Source organism: Pseudocitrobacter sp. 73 (genome assembly GCF_008369545.1).
Classification (GTDB): Bacteria; Pseudomonadota; Gammaproteobacteria; order Enterobacterales; family Enterobacteriaceae; genus Pseudocitrobacter; species Pseudocitrobacter vendiensis.
The window spans coordinates 251,083-272,733 of sequence record NZ_VTZO01000010.1; the positions used below are offsets into that span (position 1 = coordinate 251,083).

The 21,651-nt window shown below is 54.3% G+C and carries 15 protein-coding genes; 13 read left to right on the forward strand and 2 right to left on the reverse strand.

The features are described from left to right. Positions 1–84 precede the first annotated feature (84 nt). The 4 genes from gudP (at position 85) to F0Q32_RS12935 (ending at position 5,360) form a co-directional block, all read left to right on the forward strand. The gene (gene gudP / locus F0Q32_RS12920; protein WP_149463391.1) at positions 85–1,443 is read left to right on the forward strand and encodes a galactarate/glucarate/glycerate transporter GudP; all 1,359 of its coding nucleotides are present in this window, start codon (positions 85–87) and stop codon (positions 1,441–1,443) included. Continuing rightward, the gene (locus F0Q32_RS12925) at positions 1,440–2,795 is read left to right on the forward strand and encodes an enolase C-terminal domain-like protein (protein ID WP_149463392.1); all 1,356 of its coding nucleotides are present in this window, start codon (positions 1,440–1,442) and stop codon (positions 2,793–2,795) included. The genes gudP and F0Q32_RS12925 overlap by 4 nt, the downstream gene beginning before the upstream one ends. A gap of 3 nt (positions 2,796–2,798) precedes the next feature. Further along, a complete protein-coding gene (gene gudD / locus F0Q32_RS12930; RefSeq protein WP_370516880.1) occupies positions 2,799–4,136 on the forward strand; it encodes a glucarate dehydratase in 1,338 nt (445 codons plus the stop codon). A gap of 84 nt (positions 4,137–4,220) precedes the next feature. After that, positions 4,221–5,360, forward strand: a complete 1,140-nt coding sequence (locus F0Q32_RS12935) for a glycerate kinase (RefSeq protein WP_149463394.1) — start codon at positions 4,221–4,223, stop codon at positions 5,358–5,360. A gap of 127 nt (positions 5,361–5,487) precedes the next feature. On the opposite strand, the gene barA is transcribed toward F0Q32_RS12935, so the two are convergent. Beyond that, positions 5,488–8,241, reverse strand: coding sequence for a two-component sensor histidine kinase BarA (gene barA / locus F0Q32_RS12940; RefSeq protein WP_149463395.1), 2,754 nt, complete (start codon positions 8,239–8,241; stop codon positions 5,488–5,490). A 56-nt stretch (positions 8,242–8,297) separates the two neighbouring features. On the opposite strand from barA, the gene rlmD reads away from it, so the two are divergent. The 7 genes from rlmD to queE all read left to right on the forward strand — a co-directional run bounded on the left by rlmD (position 8,298) and on the right by queE (position 17,388). After that, positions 8,298–9,596, forward strand: coding sequence for a 23S rRNA (uracil(1939)-C(5))-methyltransferase RlmD (gene rlmD, locus F0Q32_RS12945; RefSeq protein ID WP_149463396.1), 1,299 nt, complete (start codon positions 8,298–8,300; stop codon positions 9,594–9,596). A 50-nt stretch (positions 9,597–9,646) separates the two neighbouring features. Beyond that, a complete protein-coding gene (gene relA / locus F0Q32_RS12950) occupies positions 9,647–11,881 on the forward strand; it encodes a GTP diphosphokinase (protein ID WP_149463397.1) in 2,235 nt (744 codons plus the stop codon). 156 nt (positions 11,882–12,037) lie between these two features. Next, complete coding sequence (locus F0Q32_RS12955) at positions 12,038–12,367, forward strand: hypothetical protein (protein WP_149463398.1); 330 nt, start codon at positions 12,038–12,040, stop codon at positions 12,365–12,367. 42 nt (positions 12,368–12,409) lie between these two features. After that, on the forward strand, positions 12,410–13,213 hold the full coding sequence (mazG, locus tag F0Q32_RS12960; RefSeq protein WP_149463399.1) for a nucleoside triphosphate pyrophosphohydrolase: 804 nt from the start codon (positions 12,410–12,412) through the stop codon (positions 13,211–13,213). A 349-nt stretch (positions 13,214–13,562) separates the two neighbouring features. Next, positions 13,563–15,200, forward strand: coding sequence for a glutamine hydrolyzing CTP synthase (gene pyrG / locus F0Q32_RS12965; RefSeq protein WP_149463400.1), 1,638 nt, complete (start codon positions 13,563–13,565; stop codon positions 15,198–15,200). Positions 15,201–15,282: 82 nt separating this feature from the next. Then, the gene (eno, locus tag F0Q32_RS12970) at positions 15,283–16,581 is read left to right on the forward strand and encodes a phosphopyruvate hydratase (RefSeq protein WP_005130911.1); all 1,299 of its coding nucleotides are present in this window, start codon (positions 15,283–15,285) and stop codon (positions 16,579–16,581) included. A 135-nt stretch (positions 16,582–16,716) separates the two neighbouring features. Further along, positions 16,717–17,388, forward strand: coding sequence for a 7-carboxy-7-deazaguanine synthase QueE (queE, locus tag F0Q32_RS12975; RefSeq protein WP_015963240.1), 672 nt, complete (start codon positions 16,717–16,719; stop codon positions 17,386–17,388). A gap of 53 nt (positions 17,389–17,441) precedes the next feature. Here queE and queD read toward each other — a convergent pair whose 3' ends face one another. Further along, positions 17,442–17,807, reverse strand: coding sequence for a 6-carboxytetrahydropterin synthase QueD (gene queD, locus F0Q32_RS12980; RefSeq protein ID WP_188016859.1), 366 nt, complete (start codon positions 17,805–17,807; stop codon positions 17,442–17,444). Between the two features lie 303 nt (positions 17,808–18,110). Here queD and cysJ point away from each other — a divergent pair, with 303 nt between their 5' ends. After that, positions 18,111–19,913, forward strand: coding sequence for an NADPH-dependent assimilatory sulfite reductase flavoprotein subunit (cysJ, locus tag F0Q32_RS12985; protein WP_149463401.1), 1,803 nt, complete (start codon positions 18,111–18,113; stop codon positions 19,911–19,913). Further along, positions 19,913–21,625 (forward strand): assimilatory sulfite reductase (NADPH) hemoprotein subunit, encoded by a 1,713-nt coding sequence (gene cysI, locus F0Q32_RS12990; protein WP_001290696.1) that lies wholly within the window; start codon positions 19,913–19,915, stop codon positions 21,623–21,625. The genes cysJ and cysI overlap by 1 nt, the downstream gene beginning before the upstream one ends. Positions 21,626–21,651 lie beyond the last annotated feature (26 nt).

Genomic DNA, 21,651 nt, shown 5'->3' on the forward strand with positions numbered 1-21,651 from the left:
ACACAAATACGTCATTCTGATTACCCTACAGGTTGTGCTGTTCAGAGTGAATGTAGCCGAAAGCTATAATTCAGGAGTACAACAATGAGTTCATTAAGTCAGGCTGCGAGCGCCGCTGAAAAGCGCACCAATGCTCGTTACTGGATAGTGGTAATGTTGTTTATTGTCACATCCTTCAACTACGGCGACCGTGCCACCTTGTCTATTGCCGGTTCGGAGATGGCGAAGGATATTGGCCTGGACGCGGTGGGTATGGGTTACGTTTTCTCCGCATTCTCATGGGCCTATGTTATCGGCCAGATACCGGGCGGCTGGCTGCTTGACCGCTTTGGTTCAAAACGCGTTTACTTCTGGTCCATCTTTATCTGGTCGATGTTTACCCTTTTGCAGGGTTTCGTCGATATCTTTAGTGGTTTTGGCATTATTATCGCGTTGTTTACCTTACGTTTCCTGGTCGGTCTGGCGGAAGCGCCTTCCTTCCCAGGCAACAGTCGAATCGTCGCAGCATGGTTCCCGGCGCAGGAGAGGGGCACAGCAGTAGCGATTTTTAACTCCGCGCAGTATTTCGCCACGGTTATTTTCGCGCCGATCATGGGCTGGTTGACTCATGAGGTGGGCTGGTCGCACGTGTTCTTCTTCATGGGCGGGCTTGGGATCGTTATCAGTTTTGTCTGGCTGAAAGTGATCCACGAACCGAATCAACATCCGGGTGTGAACAAAAAAGAGCTCGAATACATCGCGGAAGGCGGTGCGCTGATCAACATGGATCAGGCGGGGGCAAAAGCCAAAGTTCCGTTCAGCGTGAAGTGGGGGCAAATCAGGCAACTGCTGGGTTCTCGCATGATGATTGGCGTTTATATTGGCCAGTACTGCATTAACGCCCTGACCTACTTCTTTATCACCTGGTTCCCGGTTTATCTGGTGCAGGCGCGCGGCATGTCGATTCTGAAGGCGGGCTTCGTGGCCTCCATTCCGGCAATTTGCGGCTTCGCGGGCGGCGTGCTGGGCGGCATTATTTCCGACTGGCTCATGCGTCGTACCGGTTCGCTGAACATTGCGCGTAAAACGCCTATCGTCATGGGTATGCTGATGTCGATGGTGATGGTGTTCTGTAACTACGTGAACGTTGAGTGGATGATCATCGGCTTTATGGCGCTGGCCTTCTTCGGTAAAGGCATCGGTGCGCTGGGCTGGGCGGTGATGGCTGATACCGCACCGAAAGAGATTAGCGGTCTCTCCGGTGGCCTGTTCAATATGTTCGGTAACATTTCCGGTATCGTCACGCCGATCGCCATTGGCTATATCGTCGGGACCACGGGCTCGTTTAACGGTGCGCTGATTTATGTCGGTGTGCATGCCCTGGTGGCGGTACTGAGCTATCTGATACTGGTTGGCGACATTAAACGTATCGAACTCAAACCTGTTGCGGGGCAATCATCATGACAACGCAATCCAGCCCCGTCATTACGGACATGAAGGTCATTCCGGTCGCCGGGCATGACAGCATGCTGCTTAACATCGGCGGCGCACACAACGCGTATTTCACCCGTAATATCGTGGTGCTAACCGACAACGCCGGGAATATTGGCGTGGGTGAGGCACCGGGTGGTGAAGTGATTTACCAGACGCTGGTGGATGCGATACCGATGGTGTTGGGCCAGGAGATAGCCCGGCTGAATAAAGTGGTTCAGCAGGTGCACAAGGGAAACCAGGCGGCAGATTTTGACACCTTCGGCAAAGGCGCGTGGACTTTCGAACTGCGAGTTAACGCGGTGGCAGCACTGGAAGCCGCGCTGCTCGACCTGCTTGGCAAAGCGCTCAATGTCCCGGTTTGTGAACTGCTGGGCCCTGGTAAGCAGCGTGATGCGGTGACGGTGCTGGGCTACCTCTTCTACGTCGGTGACCGTCGCAAAACGGATTTGCCGTATCTGGAGAGCACGCCGGGCAACCATGACTGGTATCATCTGCGGCATCAGGAAGCGCTCTCCAGCGATGCGGTGGTGCGTCTGGCAGAAGCCTCGCAGGACCGCTACGGCTTTAAAGATTTCAAACTGAAGGGCGGCGTCCTGCCGGGCGAGCAGGAAATTGAATCAGTGAAGGCGCTGAAAAAACGCTTTCCTGATGCGCGTATCACCGTCGATCCCAACGGGGCCTGGTTACTGGATGAAGCGATTTCCCTGTGTAAGGGGCTGAACGATGTGCTGACCTACGCGGAAGATCCCTGCGGTGCTGAGCAGGGGTTCTCCGGGCGAGAAGTGATGGCGGAATTCCGCCGCGCCACCGGCCTGCCGGTCGCCACCAATATGATTGCCACCAACTGGCGCGAAATGGGCCATGCGGTGATGCTCAATGCGGTGGATATCCCGCTGGCAGACCCACACTTCTGGACGCTTTCCGGCGCAGTGCGTGTCGCACAGCTTTGTGACGACTGGGGCCTGACCTGGGGTTGCCACTCCAATAACCACTTCGACATCTCGCTGGCGATGTTTACCCATGTGGGCGCAGCCGCACCCGGTCATCCGACAGCGATTGATACCCACTGGATCTGGCAGGAAGGCGACGCGCGCCTGACCAAAAATCCGCTACAGATAACCAACGGCAAAATTGCCGTTCCCGATGCGCCCGGATTGGGCGTAGAGCTGGACTGGGATCAGGTGCAGAAGGCGCATGACGCCTACAAAAGCCTGCCGGGCGGCGCGCGTAACGACGCCGGCCCGATGCAGTATCTGATCCCCGGCTGGACATTTGACCGCAAACGTCCCGTTTTCGGCCGCAACTCATTAAAAAAGGACTGAATCATGTCTCACTATTCAACGCCAGTAGTTACTTCCATGCAGGTGATCCCGGTTGCGGGCCACGACAGTATGCTGATGAACCTGAGCGGGGCGCACGCGCCGTTCTTTACCCGCAACATTGTGGTAATTAAAGACAATTCCGGACATACAGGTGTGGGGGAAATCCCTGGCGGCGAGAAGATTCGCACTACGCTTGAAGATGCTATCCCGCTGGTTGTCGGTAAAACCCTGGGCGAATACAAGAACGTCCTGACGCTGGTGCGTAATACCTTTGCCGATCGTGACTCCGGCGGTCGCGGGCTGCAAACCTTCGACCTGCGTACCACCATTCACGTGGTTACCGGTATTGAAGCGGCAATGCTGGATTTGCTGGGCCAGCATTTAGGTGTAAATGTGGCTTCTCTGCTGGGCGATGGTCAGCAGCGTAGCGAAGTGGAAATGCTTGGCTATCTGTTCTTCGTTGGCGATCGCAAAGCGACGCCGCTGCCGTATCAGAGCCAGCCGGATGAAAAATGCGACTGGTATCGTCTGCGTCACGATGAAGCGATGACCCCGGATTCCGTGGTCCGTCTGGCGGAAGCGGCGTATGAAAAATACGGTTTTAACGACTTTAAACTGAAGGGCGGCGTGCTGGCCGGGGAAGAAGAGGCCGAGTCTATCGTGGCGCTGGCAAAACGCTTCCCGCAGGCGCGCGTCACGCTTGACCCGAACGGAGCATGGTCGCTCAACGAAGCGATTAAAATCGGTAAATACCTGAAGGGCGTGCTGGCGTATGCGGAAGATCCGTGTGGCGCGGAGCAGGGCTTCTCCGGGCGTGAGGTGATGGCTGAATTCCGTCGCGCGACTGGCCTGCCGACCGCGACCAACATGATCGCCACCGACTGGCGTCAGATGGGCCACACGCTTTCGCTGCAATCTGTCGATATTCCGCTGGCGGACCCGCACTTCTGGACCATGCAGGGTTCGGTGCGCGTGGCGCAGATGTGTCATGAATTTGGCCTGACCTGGGGCTCACACTCCAACAACCACTTTGACATTTCGCTGGCGATGTTCACCCATGTGGCGGCTGCCGCGCCGGGTAATGTCACCGCGATTGACACTCACTGGATCTGGCAGGAAGGAAATCAACGTCTCACCAAACAACCGTTTGAAATTAAAGGTGGAATGGTACAGGTACCTTCCACGCCGGGGCTGGGCGTTGAACTGGATATGGATCGCGTTATGCAAGCCAACGAGCTGTATAAGAAACACGGGCTGGGCGCACGCGACGACGCGATGGGCATGCAGTATCTCATCCCGAACTGGACGTTCGATAATAAGCGCCCTTGCATGGTGCGCTAATGAAAATGCCGATCCCTGCCGGGGTCGGCATTTTTTCTGATTCAGATGTAAGATCATGGCACTCCCAACGCATAAGGACAGCCAATGAAGATTGTAATTGCACCGGATTCATACAAGGAAAGCCTGAGCGCGCTGGAGGTGGCGAGTGCCATCGAGCGGGGTTTTCGCGAAATTTACCCCAACGCGGATTACCATAAACTTCCCGTTGCGGATGGCGGTGAAGGCACCGTCGAAGCGATGGTGGCCGCCACTCAGGGGCGTGTCGTTGAAGTAGAGGTGACAGGCCCGCTGGGCGACACGGTGCAGGGTTTTTACGGCCTGTCTGGCGATGAGCAGAGCGCCTTTATCGAAATGGCGGCGGCCAGCGGGCTGGAGCTTGTAACGTCCGACAAACGCTGTCCGCTTACCACAACGTCCTGGGGAACTGGTGAACTGATTCGCCACGCCTTAGACGCGGGCGTAAAGCATATTATTATTGGCCTCGGCGGCAGCGCGACCAATGACGGCGGCGCAGGCATGGCACAGGCGCTGGGCGTGAAGCTGCTGACGGCGGATAATCAGGCCATTGCCCCCGGCGGTGCGGGTCTTGAGACGCTAGAACGTATCGATATCAGCGAGCTGGATGCGCGGCTGGCTGAGTGCCGTATTGAAGTCGCCTGTGACGTTACTAACCCGTTAACGGGCGAAGAGGGCGCTTCCGCCGTGTTTGGCCCACAGAAAGGCGCAACGCCTGAGATGATTTCCCGCCTTGATGCGGCCCTTGAGCACTATGCGCAATGTGTAAAGCGCTGTCTGGATATTGACGTACTGAGGCTGGAAGGGGGCGGCGCGGCAGGTGGAATGGGTGCGGCGCTGTATGCATTCTGCGGCGCAGAGCTTCGACCAGGCATCGAAATTGTCACCGACGCGCTGCATCTCGATAAGCTGGTAGCAGACGCTGACCTGGTCATTACCGGGGAAGGGCGTATCGACAGCCAAACCATTCACGGCAAAGTACCGGTAGGCGTGGCGCGCGTGGCAAAGCGTTATAACGTGCCAGTTATCGCGATTGGCGGCAGCCTGACGCCGGATGTCGGTGTCGTGCATGAGCATGGCTTAGATGCGGTGTTTAGCGTGTTGTATCGCATCTGCACGCTGGAAGATGCTTTGCGGAATGCTGAAGAGAATCTGTTTATGGCTGCGCGGAATATCGCGGCGGTGCTGAAGATAGGGCAGGGGATGTGAGGTTGGATGGATTACCCCTCACCCCGGCCCTCTCCCACAGGGAGAGGGAGAAAACCAGCGCAGTTCTACAACATCAGCACGGTCAGTCCCCTCTCCCTTGAGGGAGAGGGCCAGGGAAAGCAGGCACTCACCCCAACATCTTCTTCGTTTCCCGCGTCACGTTATCCATCTCATCCAGCAGTTCCAGGAACTCTGGCTCCAGATCTTCTGCAGGCGTTCCGTTGCGCAGTTGTCCTTCAATCAGATGACACAAGTGTTTCAGGCGCGGCACGCCGCTGTAACCGCAACTGCCGTGCAGTTTATGAATGGCGTCCACCAGATTTTCCGGTTCTTCTCCTACCAGTTGCTCTTCCACCTTGTTACGCACCTCTGGCAGGAAGGCGACCAGCATTTGCAGCATCTCACGTGCAAGGTCCGGTTTATACGCGGCCTGACGCAGTGCCAGCTGCCAGTCGAGGGTAGTGTTGAGATCGACTGTCGGTTCTACGGGTTCAACTGCCGTGGGCAGCGTTGCAGCAGATAACCCCGGCTTGTAACGCAGCAGAAGATTGTGAAGTTTATCTTCCTCAATCGGTTTCGCCAGATAATCGTTCATGCCCGCGCTCAGTAGTTTCTCTTTCTGCCCGGCCATGGCGTGCGCGGTCACCGCTATTACCGGCGTTTGCTGCTGATGCGGCAACTGACGAATCAACTCGCAGGCGCGAATGCCATCGATATCAGGCATCTGAATGTCCATCAGAATCAGGTCAAATTGCATTTCCCGGGCGCGCTCAATGGCCTGCTTGCCGCTTTCGCACAGTTCAACATGCTGTACCTGATCGCTAAGCAGTGCACCAATCAGCTTGAGGTTGGCCGGGTTATCGTCCACCGCCATCACCGTCATGGCAATGCGCGAATCATCATCCTGTAAGGTGAGCGCAGGTTCGGTGAGGTGGCAATAATCCGTCAGCGCGGGAAGAAGACGCGTGGAGGTGAGCGGTTTTAACAGACAGGCCGCCGCGCCCTCTTTTTTCAATGCTTCGGCATCGACCTGCGCGTGGCATGGCAAGGCAAGCAGCAGATAGTCGGTCATTGCGCGCGCCTGAGCGAGTTTCTCACGATGATGGGCCAGGTCGCGTACTGATACCGGAATCGCTGCCAGCATCATGTCGTAATGTTCTACCGGCAGCGCCGAGAAGGTCTGGCTGTAGATGACTTCCAGCGGCGTTGAGGCCAGCATATCAAGCGTTGACTGCGCTGCCGCGGCGTTAGCTTCCACATATGCAAGGCGCTTGCCTTTCAGACACTGTGTGGGTGGCCCGTCGGAGAGAACATTTGGGTTGAGATCCAGATTGATGTTGAACCAGAAGGTTGAGCCGCGATTGGGCTGGCTGTGGAAGGAGATATTTCCGCCCATCTCTTTGACCAGTTTCTGGGTAATCACCAGCCCCAGCCCGGTGCCGCCGTGGCGGCGAGAAATGCTGGCATCGGCCTGACGGAATGCCTGAAACAGTCGCGACTGATCGCGCTCCGGAATGCCAATTCCTGTGTCGCGAATTTGCACTTCGATTTGCACTTTGTTGTTGCTGAGCGCGCGTTTCTCAACCAGCACATCAATGTTGCCGTGTTCAGTAAATTTAATCGCATTTCCGACCAGGTTGGTGATCACCTGCTGTAAGCGTAGTGGGTCGCCAATTACGTTATCCGGCACATCATTTTTAATATTAAGAGTGAGCTCCAGCCCTTTGTCATGGGCAGAGTGAGCAAGCAGCGTCACGACCTCATCCAGCGAGTTACGCAGCGGGAACGGGATGCTTTCCAGAATCAGCTTACCGGCTTCCAGTTTCGAGAAGTCGAGGACATCGTTAATGATCGCCAGCAGATTATTCGCCGAGCGCTCAATGGTATTCAGGTGATCACGCTGGGTGGGATTCAGCTCGCTTTTCAGCGTCAGGCGGGTAAAGCCAATGACCCCGTTGAGCGGCGTACGCAGTTCGTGCGACATGTTGGCAAGAAACTCGGACTTAATACGCGCCGCTTCCTGAGCGCGCTTTTTCGCCAGATCCAGCTCGACGTTCTGAATTTCCATCTGCTCCAGCGTTTCACGTAGATCGGAGGTCGCCTGGTCGACGTTGTGCTGCATCTCTTCGTGATACGCTGCCAGCGACATCGCCATAGAGTTAATGCCGTTTTTCAGCATATCCAGCTCGCCCAGCATAAAGCCTTCCACGCGGCTATCGAGTTGCCCGCGTCGGATGCGGTCAACCGTATTCACCATGTTGCGAATGGGCCCAGTGACATCGCGCATTAAACGCCAGCCGAAGATCAGCGCAATGCCAATACAGAACAGCATCATCACGCTGGAGATGAATATCTCTTTGTATTGCTGAAGCCGCACGGAGCGGAGATCCAGTTCCAGCGCGACATAGCCCAACATATTGATCGGGGTTTTTGCCTCTGATTGCGGCGATTCATCCGGTGAATAGTGTTCGGAGATAATCGGCGTGCGTAAAATCATGATATCGCCGTGACGTACTACACTCAGCCGCCGGGGAAACGACTGGCCGTTGGGCAAACGCAGTTCGGTTGGGTCAAGCTGGTAGTTTGAGGTGACGAACAGTTTATTATGTTCGTCATACACGGAAATCGCCCGCACGATATCCGAATGGCGGCGATGTAATACGCTGATGAGCTGGCCAATGGATTCGCGGTTCTGCAAATTCATTCCATATTCGCTGGAGACGGCCAGCGGTTCGATAATGCTGGCGCCAGCGTCTTCGAGTTGACGCTGCAGGTCGTTATAGCGGTGAACGACAAAGAAGATGCTGAGCAGTAAACCGATGAGTACGGTCGGGGCCAGGATCAAAATCATCATGCGCGCACGCAGGCTGTAGTTGGTCATGAAGGTCCGTTGTGGGAGAATCAGGGTAATATGTTTGATTGAGAAAAATCTCTACGATGGCGCAATTCTACTCTGCAAAACGGCGCGTGACGACGCGCCAGATCATAACTGTGACAGTCAGTGACCTCGATCCCTTCGGTCAGGGTGTTGCGCGTAATAACGGTAAGGCGCTATTTATCAATGGGTTACTTCCAGATGAGCGCGCGGAAATTACCCTGACGGAAGATAAAAAACAGTATGCCCGTGGGCAGGTAAAACGGCGCTTAAACGACAGCCCGGAGCGTGTAAAACCGCGTTGCCCGCATTTTGGCGTCTGCGGTGGGTGCCAGCAGCAACACGCCTCAATTGCACTACAGCAGCGCAGTAAACAGGCCGCACTGGCTCGTCTGATGAAGCGCGACGTAGAAGACGTGATTGCGGCCCAGCCCTGGGGCTACCGCCGCCGCGCGCGCCTCAGCCTGAATTACCAGCCTAAAACACAGCAGTTGCAGATGGGTTTTCGCAAGGCCAACGCCAGCGATATCGTCGATGTGGTGCAGTGCCCCGTTTTGGTGCCCACTCTTGAGGCGTTGTTGGTGCCGTTGCGCGAATGTCTGAATACGCTGCAAGGCAAACGCAGCCTGGGGCACGTTGAGTTAGTGAGCGCTGACAACGGCCCGCTGCTGGTGCTTCGCCATACCGCGCCGCTGAGTGCGCAGGACAGAGAAAAACTGGAACGCTTTTCGCATTCTTCAGGTCTTTCCCTGTATCTCGCGCCCGAAAGCGAGATACTTGAACGCGTAAGCGGCGAAGCGCCCTGGTATTCCTCAGACGGACTACGCTTAACGTTCAGTCCGCGCGACTTCATTCAGGTGAACGATGGCGTAAACCAGAAAATGGTCGCCACGGCGCTTGAATGGCTCGATATACAGAAAGAGGACCGTGTGCTCGATCTGTTCTGCGGTATGGGCAATTTCACGCTGCCGCTGGCAAAACGCGCCGCCAGCGTGATTGGCGTAGAAGGCGTTCCGGCGCTGGTGGCGAAAGGCCAGGAAAATGCGGCGCTGAATAATTTACAGAATGTCACATTTTTCCATGAGAATCTGGAAGAGGACGTGACGCGTCAGAGCTGGGCGAAGCACGGTTTTGACAAAGTTTTACTCGATCCTGCTCGCGCAGGCGCACCGGGCGTGATGCAACATATTATAAAATTAGCGCCAACGCGGATGGTCTATGTGTCCTGTAACCCCGCTACGCTTGCGCGTGACAGTGAAGCGCTTTTACGTGCGGGTTACCAAATTCAGCGTATGGCAATGCTTGACATGTTCCCGCACACTGGGCATCTGGAATCAATGGTGTTGTTTGAGCGTAAGTAATAATTGTGGCTTGTCGACTTCGACAGGCCCGGTCCCTTAAGGAGAGGACAATGGTTGCGGTAAGAAGTGCACATCTAAATAAAGCTGGTGAGTTTGACTCACAAAAATGGATCTCAAGCCTGGGAATTTCCAGCCAGCAGTCGTGTGAGCGCTTAGCCGAGACCTGGGATTATTGTCGACAGCACACCCAGAATCACCCGGATGCCGAGCTTCTGCTCTGGCGCGGGGTGGAGATGGTAGAGATTCTGTCGATGCTCAGTATGGATAACGACACCCTGCGCGCCGCCTTGCTGTTCCCGTTGGTGGACGCTAACGTGGTTTCTGAAGAGGTGCTTGCCGAAAGTGCCGGGAAATCCGTCGTCACCCTGATCCACGGCGTGCGCGATATGGCAGCCATTCGCCAGCTGAAAGCCACCCACACGGATTCCGTTTCCTCCGATCAGGTCGATAACGTGCGTCGCATGTTGCTGGCGATGGTGGACGACTTCCGCTGCGTGGTTATCAAGCTGGCAGAGCGCATTGCCCATCTGCGTGAAGTGAAAGACGCGCCAGAAGATGAACGCGTTCTGGCGGCGAAAGAGTGTACCAACATCTACGCGCCGCTGGCGAACCGACTCGGTATCGGCCAGTTGAAGTGGGAGCTGGAAGACTACTGCTTCCGCTATCTGCACCCGGCGGAGTACAAACGCATTGCCAAACTGCTGCACGAACGCCGTATCGACCGCGAACACTACATTTCTGAGTTCGTGGGTCACCTGCGTGCCGAAATGAAAACCGAAGGCGTGAAAGCGGAAGTGTACGGGCGACCAAAACACATCTACAGCATCTGGCGCAAAATGCAGAAAAAACAGCTCGCGTTTGATGAGCTGTTTGATGTGCGCGCGGTGCGAATCGTCGCCGAGCGGTTGCAGGACTGCTATGCCGCACTGGGGATAGTACACACTCACTATCGCCACCTGCCGGATGAATTTGACGACTATGTTGCCAACCCGAAACCGAACGGTTATCAATCCATCCACACCGTGGTGCTGGGGCCTGGCGGCAAAACGATTGAGATTCAGATCCGTACCAAACAGATGCACGAAGATGCCGAGCTGGGCGTCGCCGCGCACTGGAAATACAAAGAGGGTACGGCGGCTCCAGGCCCGCGTAGCGGCCATGAAGACCGCATTGCCTGGCTGCGTAAGCTGATTGCGTGGCAGGAAGAGATGGCGGACTCCGGCGAAATGCTCGACGAAGTGCGCAGCCAGGTCTTTGACGACCGCGTGTATGTGTTTACACCGAAAGGTGATGTTGTCGATTTACCGGCAGGCTCGACGCCGCTTGATTTCGCCTATCACATTCACAGCGATGTCGGCCACCGCTGCATCGGCGCTAAAATTGGCGGGCGCATCGTGCCGTTCACTTATCAGTTGCAGATGGGCGATCAGATTGAAATCATCACCCAGAAGCAGCCGAACCCGAGCCGTGACTGGCTGAACCCGAACCTGGGCTACGTCACAACCAGCCGCGGGCGTTCGAAAATTCACGCCTGGTTCCGTAAACAGGATCGCGATAAAAACGTGCTGGCCGGACGTCAAATTCTGGATGACGAGCTTGAGCATTTGGGTATCAGCCTGAAGGAAGCGGAAAAACATCTGCTGCCACGTTACAACTTCAACGACGTGGAAGAGCTGTTAGCGGCGATTGGTGGCGGAGACATTCGTCTCAACCAGATGGTCAACTTCCTGCAGGCGCAGTTCAATAAACCGAGCGCGGCAGAAGAAGACGCCGCAGCGCTGAAACAGTTGCAGCAGAAAACCTACACGCCGCAAAACCGCAGCAAGGATAATGGCCGTGTGGTAGTTGAAGGTGTCGGTAACCTGATGCACCACATTGCGCGTTGCTGCCAGCCGATTCCGGGCGATGAGATTGTTGGCTTTATCACCCAGGGGCGTGGGATCTCCGTGCACCGTGCCGACTGCGAACAGCTGGTCGAACTGCGCGCGCATGCGCCGGAACGCCTGGTGGACGCCGTTTGGGGCGAAAGCTACTCAGCGGGTTACTCGCTGGTGGTGCGCGTCACGGCGAACGACCGTAGCGGCCTGCTGCGTGATATCACTACCATTCTCGCCAACGAAAAGGTCAACGTCCTCGGCGTCGCCAGCCGCAGCGATACCAGGCAACAGATGGCGACCATCGACATGACCATTGAAATCTACAACCTGCAGGTGCTGGGCCGTGTGCTTGGCAAACTGAACCAGGTGCCGGATGTGATAGACGCGCGGCGTTTGCACGGGGGGTAAACAATTCCTCTCTGAGAATAATAAATGCCTGGTTAGCGCTTTGCGGCCGGGCTATTTTCCGATTTTGTTCCGCAGTAATGAAGCAATAGGATGAACAGCGATAAAATGAGTAATGCTGCGCAGGGGCGCATTAATTGCTGGTAAGGGCAATCAGGCATGACGCTCAGCTTTACTTTTTTTATTCTCTATCTTCTCACTTCGCTTGCCATGTTGTTACTGCAAATCTGGTGCTTTGCGTTGAACATGTTTCTTTGCGCAAATAGCCTGATTCTCTTTTGGATCTATCATCTTGTAGTAATAGCCCTGGAAGGATTTCAAATCTATCTTGCCAGGTCTGGGCGTTTTCCCTTTGAGCTAATGGCGTCGCAAAACCACTTTGTTGATGACACCGTGCGTATTTTGGCCGTGATTTTTTTTGTGTTTCATATGCTGGTGACACTCTTGCTACGTCTTATAACTGCATACAAAAGTGAATGGCGGGATTGAATGCGTTACTCTTGTAAAAAAAATCAGGAGTGACACATTGCTATGACATCGCCAGAAAATCAAATCACCCGCCTTCTCACCATTATGCAGCGCCTTCGCGACCCAGAAACCGGCTGCCCATGGGATAAAGAACAAACCTTCAGCACCATCGCGCCATACACCCTTGAAGAAACTTACGAAGTGCTCGACGCTATCGCCCGTGAAGACTTTGACGACCTGCGCGGCGAACTCGGCGACCTGTTGTTCCAGGTGGTGTTTTACGCCCAGATGGCGCAGGAAGAGGGGCGTTTTGACTTCAACGATATCTGCGCGGCCATTAGCGATAAATTAGAACGCCGCCACCCGCATATCTTTGGCGATGCGGCCGCAGGCAACAGCAGCGAAGTACTGGCGCGCTGGGAGCAAATCAAAACCGCTGAACGCGCTGAAAAAGCGCAGACTTCTGCGCTGGATGATATTCCGCACAGCTTCCCTGCATTAATGCGCGCGCACAAAATACAGAAACGCTGCTCGGCGGTTGGCTTTGACTGGGACACGCTTGGCCCGGTGCTGGATAAAGTGCATGAAGAAATTGACGAAGTGATGCACGAAGCGAAGCAGGCGGTGATTGATGAAGCCAAACTGGAAGAGGAAGTGGGGGATCTGTTGTTCGCCACGGTGAATCTTTCACGTCATTTAGGTGTAAAAGCCGAAACCGCGTTGCAAAAGGCCAATCTTAAATTTGAACGCCGTTTTCGTGAAGTTGAGCGAATCGTCGCCGCCAGGGGCCTGGAAATGACCGGAGTAGACCTGAATACCATGGAAAGGGTATGGCAGGAGGTAAAACGACAGGAACATGATCTCTAAGGAAATTTCGCGATCAAGCGCAATTTGTGTGATTTTTTAAATGACAAGCGCTTGATTTGCGTCAAAAACATTTAGCCAAAAGCGGCTATTTTCTCACTCCTTATCTCTGTTGAGACTCCGTGCTGAGATGCATTCATCACTAATTCGTGAGACATCAAGGTGATAACGGAGTAATTCTCTGGGTGAATAGCAGTGTAATGCCCTGTTTAACCCGGAGAAAACCAACATTAACGCGGCCTGAAGAACACAGGGGAGGGAGAATGAAAGTTTGTGGCGCTCGTCATGTTCGGGTATACTGTTTTCCCGTCCTGGTTATTCCATCGTTTCACCCTAACTTCTCAGGTTCAGCATGACAACGAACTATATTTTTGTGACCGGCGGGGTCGTATCCTCTCTGGGTAAAGGCATTGCCGCAGCCTCCCTGGCAGCCATTCTTGAAGCCCGTGGCCTCAACGTAACCATGATGAAACTGGATCCGTACATCAACGTCGATCCAGGCACCATGAGCCCGATCCAACACGGCGAAGTGTTCGTTACTGAAGACGGCGCAGAAACCGACCTGGACCTGGGTCACTATGAGCGTTTCATCCGCACCAAAATGACTCGCCGCAATAACTTCACGACCGGTCGTATTTACTCAGATGTCCTGCGCAAAGAGCGCCGCGGCGACTATCTGGGCGCGACCGTACAGGTTATCCCGCACATCACTAACGCTATCAAAGAACGCGTACTTGCTGGCGGTGAAGGCCATGACGTGGTTCTGGTTGAAATCGGCGGTACCGTAGGTGATATCGAATCCCTGCCGTTCCTTGAAGCGATTCGCCAGCTTGCGGTTGATATTGGCCGTGAACACGCGCTGTTCATGCACCTGACCCTGGTGCCTTATCTGGCAGCGGCGGGTGAAGTCAAAACCAAACCGACTCAGCACTCTGTAAAAGAACTGCTGTCCATTGGTATTCAGCCTGACATCCTGGTTTGCCGTTCCGATCGCGCCATTCCGGCGAACGAACGTGCAAAAATTGCATTGTTCTGTAACGTGCCAGAAAAAGCCGTTATTTCGATGAAAGATGTCGATTCCATTTATAAAATTCCGGGCCTGTTGAAATCGCAGGGGCTGGACGATTATATTTGTAAACGATTCAGCTTGAACTGTCCGGAAGCTAACTTGTCTGAATGGGAACAGGTTATCTATGAAGAAGCCAACCCGGCAGGCGAAGTAACGATTGGTATGGTCGGCAAGTACATTGAACTGCCGGATGCCTACAAATCCGTTATCGAAGCGCTGAAACACGGTGGCCTGAAAAATCGTGTAACCGTCAACATCAAACTGATCGATTCGCAAGATGTTGAAACACGTGGCGTCGAAATTCTGAAAGATTTAGATGCTATCCTGATTCCTGGTGGTTTCGGCTACCGTGGTGTCGAAGGTAAAATTGCTACCGCACGCTATGCGCGTGAAAACAATATTCCGTATCTGGGCATTTGCCTGGGTATGCAGGTTGCGTTGATTGAGTTTGCTCGTAACGTGGCGGGTATGGATAACGCCAACTCTACGGAATTTGTGCCAGACTGTAAGTACCCGGTTGTGGCGCTCATTACCGAGTGGCGTGATGAAGAAGGTAATGTTGAAGTGCGTACCGAGAAGAGCGATCTCGGCGGCACCATGCGCCTGGGCGCACAGCAGTGCCAGCTCTCCGACGATAGCCTGGTTCGTCAGCTGTACAATGCGCCAACTATCGTTGAGCGCCATCGTCACCGCTACGAAGTCAACAATATGCTGTTGAAACAGATTGAAGCTGCAGGTCTGCGCGTTGCGGGCCGTTCCGGGGATGATCAGTTGGTCGAGATCATCGAAGTTCCGAATCACCCGTGGTTCGTTGCTTGTCAGTTCCATCCGGAGTTTACTTCTACACCGCGTGATGGGCATCCGCTGTTTGCAGGCTTTGTAAAAGCCGCCAGCGAGTACCAGAAACGTCAGGCGAAGTAAGTAAAAAAGTTAGAACGGCAACGCCCCATGAGGGGCGTTGTTTGTCTGGAGTTTTAGTTTAACTTGTACTGAGGAAAACCTAATGTCCAAAATCGTTAAAATCATCGGTCGTGAAATCATCGACTCCCGTGGTAACCCGACTGTTGAAGCAGAAGTTCACCTGGAAGGTGGTTTCGTCGGTATGGCAGCTGCTCCGTCAGGTGCTTCTACTGGTTCCCGCGAAGCTCTGGAACTGCGCGATGGTGACAAATCCCGTTTCATGGGTAAAGGCGTACTGAAAGCTGTTGCAGCTGTTAACGGCCCAATCGCTCAGGCTCTGCTGGGTAAAGATGCTAAAGATCAGGCTGGCATCGACAAAATCATGATCGACCTGGACGGTACTGAAAACAAATCTAACTTCGGTGCGAACGCAATCCTGGCCGTTTCTCTGGCTGCTGCTAAAGCTGCTGCTGCCGCTAAAGGTCTGCCGCTGTATGCTCACATCGCTGAACTGAACGGCACCCCGGGTAAATACTCCATGCCGGTTCCGATGATGAACATCATCAACGGTGGTGAGCACGCTGACAACAACGTCGACATCCAGGAATTCATGATTCAGCCGGTTGGCGCGAAAACCCTGAAAGAAGCCGTACGTATGGGTTCCGAAGTGTTCCACAACCTGGCTAAAGTTCTGAAAGCTAAAGGTATGAACACTGCAGTTGGTGACGAAGGTGGCTATGCGCCGAACCTGGGTTCCAACGCAGAAGCGCTGGCTGTCATCGCTGAAGCGGTTAAAGCAGCAGGCTACGAACTGGGCAAAGACATCACTCTGGCGATGGACTGCGCAGCGTCTGAATTCTACAAAGACGGTAAATACGTTCTGGCTGGCGAAGGCAACAAAGCGTTCACCTCTGAAGAATTCACTCACTTCCTGGAAGAACTGACCAAACAGTACCCGATCGTCTCCATCGAAGATGGCCTGGACGAATCTGACTGGGATGGTTTCGCATACCAGACCAAAGTACTGGGCGACAAAATCCAGCTGGTTGGTGACGATCTGTTCGTAACCAACACCAAGATCCTGAAAGAAGGCATCGAAAAAGGCATCGTTAACTCCATCCTGATCAAATTCAACCAGATCGGTTCCCTGACCGAAACTCTGGCTGCGATCAAAATGGCGAAAGACGCTGGCTACACTGCTGTCATCTCTCACCGTTCTGGCGAAACTGAAGACGCTACCATCGCTGACCTGGCGGTCGGTACTGCTGCAGGCCAGATCAAAACCGGTTCTATGAGCCGTTCTGACCGTGTTGCTAAATACAACCAACTGATTCGTATCGAAGAAGCTCTGGGCGAACAAGCTCCGTACAACGGTCGTAAAGAGATCAAAGGCCAGGCTTAATCGCCGCGCTTTTAACTCTTGATAAAAACCCGCTTCGGCGGGTTTTTTTATGTCTGTAAGAGAATGTACGGGCAAACATGACCCTCCCGCATAAATCTGCGATAATTACCGCATACCCCTTTTACAGAGATGATTATGCAGTACCCGATTAATGAAATGTTCCAGACCCTGCAAGGCGAGGGTTACTTCACTGGCGTTCCCGCTATCTTTATTCGTTTACAGGGATGCCCGGTGGGCTGCGCCTGGTGTGATACCAAGCATACCTGGGAAAAACTTAGCGATCGGGAAGTGTCTCTGTTCAGCATCCTGGCAAAAACCAAAGAGAGCGATAAATGGGGCGCGGCAGGGGAAGACGATCTGTTAACCGCCATTGCCCGTCAGGGCTGGACAGCGAAGCATGTTGTCATCACCGGCGGCGAACCCTGCATTCACGACCTCACCCCGCTAACGACCTTGCTCGAGCAAAATGGTTACAGCTGCCAGATTGAAACCAGCGGTACTCACGAAGTACGTTGCACACACACCACGTGGGTCACGGTTTCCCCGAAAGTGAATATGCGCGGCGGCTATGACGTGCTATCGCAGGCGCTGGAGCGGGCTGATGAAATCAAGCACCCGGTAGGCCGTGTGCGCGATATTGAAGCACTGGACGAGCTGCTGGAGACGCTGACGGATGACAAACAGCGTGTGATTGCCCTGCAGCCGATCAGTCAGAAAGAAGATGCCACACGCCTTTGCATTGATACTTGCATCGCGCGCAACTGGCGTTTGTCGATGCAGACGCATAAGTATTTGAATATTGCCTAATAAAAAGGCCCGGTAACATAGCATCTACCGGGCCTTAATCGTTTCGCAGGAAATCACTCCCCGCGATAAACACAACCCGCCGTACAGGTCTCTTTCACCATCACCGCGCTCAGCAGCGGCACAACCGGTTTCACCTGTTCCCAAATCCAGCGCGACAGCACTTCGCTGGTCGGATTCTCAAGGCCCGGAATATCATTGAGATAGTAGTGATCCAGACGATCGTAAGTCGGTTTAAACGCCGCTTTCAGTTCGGCGAAATCCATGATCCAACCGGTATGCGGATCGACTTCACTCGTAATCTCAAGGCGCACCATAAAGGAGTGGCCGTGCAGGCGACCGCATTTATGCCCTTCGGGTACGTGAGGCAAATGGTGAGCGGCTTCAAAAGTGAAATCTTTAAACAGTGTGGTGGACATCATGAACTCTCAGTCTTGCGGAAAAAACCGCCGCATAGTACCGGAAAGCACATTTTTTATCATTAACTAAAACCCACAAATGGGCCTGAAGAGCGTAATGGATTGTGTCCATGCTTCATTTGCTATCTATATCAATAGCTTATCCAATCACTTTTATTGCTAATAACTACCTGGAAATCAGGTTAGTCCATTTGGTTATTTGATATTTCCAACCCTTCTTTAATTGTTATTATCCAGCTCGTTAACCTTACATTCAGTTTTGTTTTTCCCGATTTAAAACAGCTTTGATACTGGAACATAACAAGCATGACAACACAGGTCCCCCCTTCCGCGCTGCTGCCGCTTAATACGGAGCAACTGGCACGCCTTCAGGCGGCCACGACTGACTTAACGCCGACCCAGCTTGCCTGGGTTTCCGGCTATTTATGGGGCGTGCTCAACCAGCAGCCTGGTGCGGCAACCGTTGCTGCAACGCCTGCTGCGGTTGAAGCCCCAACCATTACACTTCTCTCTGCCTCGCAAACCGGTAACGCTCGCCGCGTTGCTGAAGCGCTGCGTGATGATTTACTCGCCGCGAAGCTGAACGTGAACCTGGTGAATGCCGGGGATTATAAATTCAAACAAATCGCGTCAGAAAAACTGCTGGTTGTCATTGCTTCCACGCAAGGGGAAGGGGAGCCGCCGGAAGAAGCGGTGGCGCTGCATAAGTTCCTGTTCTCGAAAAAAGCGCCGAAGCTTGATGGCACCGCATTCGCGGTCCTTGGGCTTGGCGATACGTCGTATGAATTCTTCTGCCAGGCCGGTAAAGATTTCGACAGCAAGCTGGCGGAACTGGGCGGTGAACGTCTGCTCGACCGTGTCGATGCCGATGTTGAATATCAAACGGCAGCCAGCGAATGGCGGGCCCGCGTGGTTGATGTTCTGAAGTCCCGCGCGCCTGTCGCACCGCCTTCGCAATCCGTCGCCACGGGCGCAGTAAATGAGATCTACACCAGCCCATACAGCAAAGAAGCTCCGTTGACGGCAAGCTTGTCCGTTAATCAGAAAATCACCAGTCGTGATTCAGAAAAAGACGTTCGCCATATCGAAATTGACTTAGGTGATTCTGGCCTGCGTTACCAGCCTGGCGATGCGCTGGGCGTCTGGTATCAGAACGATCCGGCACTGGTGAAAGAACTTGTCGAATTGCTGTGGCTGAAAGGCGATGAATCTGTCACCGTTGACGGCAAAACCCTGCCGTTGGCTGAAGCTTTACAGTGGCATTTTGAACTGACCGTCAACACCGCCAACATCGTTGAGAACTACGCCACGCTTACCCGCAGCGAAACGCTGCTGCCGCTGGTGGGCGATAAAGCGAAGTTGCAGCATTACGCCGCGACGACGCCGATTGTCGACATGGTGCGTTTCTCTCCGGCGCAGCTTGACGCTGAAGCCCTGATTAACTTGCTGCGCCCGCTGACCCCGCGCCTGTATTCCATCGCCTCCTCGCAGGCGGAAGTCGAGAACGAAGTACACGTCACCGTTGGTGTCGTTCGTTATGACATTGAAGGCCGCGCCCGTGCTGGCGGTGCCTCCAGCTTCCTCGCGGACCGTGTGGAAGAAGAGGGCGAAGTCCGCGTATTTATCGAACATAACGACAACTTCCGCCTGCCCGCTAACCCGGAAACGCCGGTGATTATGATTGGCCCAGGCACCGGCATCGCGCCATTCCGCGCCTTTATGCAGCAACGCGCCGCTGACGAAGCGCCAGGCAAAAACTGGCTGTTCTTCGGCAACCCACACTTTACCGAAGATTTCCTCTACCAGGTGGAGTGGCAGCGCTATGTCAAAGAGGGCGTGCTGACACGTATCGATCTTGCCTGGTCGCGCGATCAAAAAGAAAAAATTTACGTACAAGACAAACTGCGCGAACAGGGCGCAGAGCTGTGGCGCTGGATCAATGACGGTGCCCACATTTATGTCTGCGGCGACGCTAATCGCATGGCGAAAGACGTTGAACAGGCACTTCTGGAAGTGATTGCCGAATTTGGTGGCATGGACACCGAAGCGGCGGATGAATTTTTAAGTGAGCTGCGCGTAGAGCGCCGTTATCAGCGAGATGTCTACTAATGAGCGAAAAACATCCAGGGCCTTTAGTGGTCGAAGGTAAACTGACAGACGCCGAGCGCATGAAGCTTGAGAGCAACTACCTGCGCGGGACCATTGCGGAAGATTTAAACGACGGTCTGACCGGCGGTTTTAAGGGCGACAACTTCCTGCTGATCCGTTTCCACGGTATGTATCAGCAGGATGACCGCGATATCCGCGCCGAACGTGCTGAACAGAAGCTGGAACCGCGTCATGCGATGCTGCTGCGCTGCCGTCTTCCGGGGGGCGTGATCACCACTAAACAGTGGCAGGCAATTGATAAATTCGCCGGTGAAAACACCATTTATGGCAGCATTCGCCTGACCAACCGCCAGACGTTCCAGTTCCACGGCATTCTGAAAAAGAACGTCAAACCGGTGCACCAGATGCTGCATTCGGTCGGTCTTGATGCGCTGGCGACCGCCAACGACATGAACCGTAACGTACTCTGCACCTCGAACCCGTACGAGTCGCAACTGCACGCAGAAGCGTATGAGTGGGCGAAGAAGATCTCTGAACATCTGCTGCCGCGAACCCGCGCCTATGCGGAGATCTGGCTCGATCAGGAAAAAGTCGCCACCACTGACGAAGAACCGATCCTTGGTCAGACCTATCTGCCGCGTAAATTCAAAACCACGGTAGTGATCCCGCCGCAGAACGATATCGATCTGCATGCCAACGACATGAACTTCGTGGCGATCGCGGAAAACGGCAAGCTGGTGGGCTTCAACCTGCTGGTGGGTGGTGGGCTTTCTATCGAACACGGCAACAAGAAAACCTACGCCCGCACGGCGAGCGAGTTTGGTTATCTGCCGCTGGAGCATACGCTGGCGGTGGCGGAAGCGGTCGTTACCACTCAGCGTGACTGGGGTAATCGTACTGACCGTAAAAACGCCAAAACCAAATACACGCTGGAGCGCGTGGGGGTTGAGACGTTTAAAGCAGAAGTGGAACGTCGCGCGGGGATCAAATTTGAGCCGATCCGTCCATATGAATTTACCGGGCGCGGCGATCGTATCGGCTGGGTAAAAGGGATCGACGACAAATGGCACCTGACGCTGTTTATCGAAAATGGTCGAATTCTTGATTATCCGGGGCGTCCGCTGAAAACCGGCCTGCTGGAGATCGCGAAGATCCACAAAGGTGATTTCCGCATTACGGCGAACCAGAATCTGATCATCGCCGGTGTACCGGAAAGCGAGAAAGCGAAGATTGAGAAGATCGCCAAAGAGAGCGGATTGATGAATGCCGTCACGCCGCAGCGCGAAAACTCAATGGCCTGCGTGTCATTCCCGACTTGCCCGTTGGCGATGGCGGAAGCGGAGCGTTTCCTGCCGTCGTTTATCGATAACATCGATAATTTAATGGCGAAACATGGTGTCAGCGATGAGCATATCGTGATGCGTGTAACAGGCTGCCCGAACGGTTGTGGTCGCGCGATGCTGGCGGAAGTGGGCCTGGTGGGTAAAGCACCGGGTCGCTACAACCTGCATCTTGGCGGCAACCGCATTGGGACACGTATCCCACGGATGTATAAAGAAAACATCACCGAACCGGAAATCCTGGCGTCGCTTGATGAACTGATAGGGCGCTGGGCGAAAGAGCGCGAAGCGGGTGAAGGCTTCGGCGACTTTACGGTGCGTGCGGGCATCATTCGCCCGGTGCTCGATCCGGCGCGTGATTTGTGGGATTAACCATCAGTCCAGTCTTGTAGGCCTGA